Here is a 1430-nt window from a genome sequence, read left to right as displayed (position 1 = left end):
CAGGTCCCCACCACGGAGGAGGAGCAGCGCGCCGGGCAGGGCATGTGGCGGCTCGTGGACAGGGACGAGGGCCTGCGTGACACCTCGATGGAGGCGCTGGCCCGGCTGAAGCCCGTCATGCCGACGGCCGTGCACACGGCGGGCAACTCCTCGCAGATCTCCGACGGGGCGGCGGCCGTCATGTGGGCCTCGAAGCGGATGGCCCGCGCCCTGAAGCTGAAGCCCCGCGCGCGGATCGTCGCCCAGGCCCTCGTCGGCGCCGACCCGCACTTCCACCTCGACGGCCCCGTCGACGCCACGCGCGCGGTGCTCGGCAAGGCCGGCATGTCCCTGAAGGACATCGACCTCGTCGAGATCAACGAGGCGTTCGCCTCCGTGGTGCTGAGCTGGGCCCGCGTCTTCGAGCAGGACCTCGAGAAGGTCAACGTCAACGGCGGCGCGATCGCCCTCGGCCACCCGGTCGGGGCGACCGGGGCCCGGCTCATCACCACGGCCCTGCACGAACTGGAACGCGCGGACAAGGAGTTCGCGCTGGTGACCATGTGCGCCGGGGGCGGACTGGCCACCGGGACGATCATCCAGCGGCTCTGAGCCCCCCGGGTACCGGGGCGGGGAGGCTCGTTCGCCGGGTCACTCGCCCCGGCACCCGATGTCGGACGTCCAGGCCAGGAACGCCGAGAAGGCGGCGGGCTCGAAGGCGAGGACCGGGCCCGTCGCGGCCTTGGAGTCGCGTACGCCCACGGCGGCCTCGGGCAGTTCGGCGATCTCTACGCAGTTGCCTCCCTGGTCGCTGCTGTAGCTGGACTTACGCCAGTTGATCTCCATAGCGTTCCTCCATCGCGTGGCGGATCGGCTCCGCCGAGTCCCGGAGGGGCAGCGCGGCGGCTTGAAGGTGATCGTAACGGAGCGAGCAGTTCTGGATGGTGGCTCGGTCGGCAGTCGGATGAGCACTGCCGTAGCCCTCCGTGTACACGATGGCCGGGTCGCTCTCGAAGCGGTAGAGGTCGAATGAGCCGGTCAGCCCCGCGTGCGCTCCTGTGGAGAACGGCAGCACCTGGACATTGATCCGGGGGTTCTCCTCGAACTCCAACAGATGGGCCAGTTGCTCCCGCATGATGCCCGGGCTGCCGATCACCTGGTACAGCGCCGCCTCGCTGAGGATCGCCCAGAACACCGGCGGCTCCTTCTTCTCGAAGATGCGCTGACGGGCCAGCCGTACGGCGGTGCGGTCGTCGAGGTCGGTGTCGTCCAGGGCGCCGAGCACGGCCCGTGCGTAGGCCTCGGTCTGGAGGAGCCCGTGCACCATGTGTGTCTCGAAGGAGCAGATCTCCACGGCCCGGGACTGGAGTTCCGCCACCTGCTGGAACCAGGCCGGAAGTTGGCTGCGCATCACCAGCTCGAGCAGCCGGGACAGCAGCCCTCCGGTCCCC

The 1430-nt window shown here is 70.0% G+C and carries 2 protein-coding genes and 1 pseudogene; 1 reads left to right on the top strand and 2 read right to left on the bottom strand.

Annotated elements, in window-relative coordinates; translation table 11 throughout:
• Window positions 1-591: pseudogene (locus ABZX30_RS38165) on the top strand (steroid 3-ketoacyl-CoA thiolase); the annotation flags it as partial.
• Window positions 592-630: 39 nt separating this feature from the next.
• Here the strand turns inward: ABZX30_RS38165 and ABZX30_RS38160 are convergent.
• Together ABZX30_RS38160 and ABZX30_RS38155 are read right to left on the bottom strand one after the other, a co-directional pair.
• The gene (locus ABZX30_RS38160; protein WP_355943064.1) at window positions 631-825 is read right to left on the bottom strand and encodes a DUF397 domain-containing protein; all 195 of its coding nucleotides are present in this window, start codon (window positions 823-825) and stop codon (window positions 631-633) included.
• The coding region (locus ABZX30_RS38155) for a DUF5753 domain-containing protein (protein ID WP_355943062.1) at window positions 806-1430 on the bottom strand (625 nt) is incomplete at its 5' end. The genes ABZX30_RS38155 and ABZX30_RS38160, both read right to left, overlap by 20 nt.

The sequence above is a fragment of the Streptomyces sp. NPDC004542 genome (assembly GCF_040610035.1).
Lineage (GTDB): Bacteria > Actinomycetota > Actinomycetes > Streptomycetales > Streptomycetaceae > Streptomyces.
Note: the sequence above shows the minus strand (reverse complement) of the source record. Positions and strands in the feature narration are given on the sequence as shown.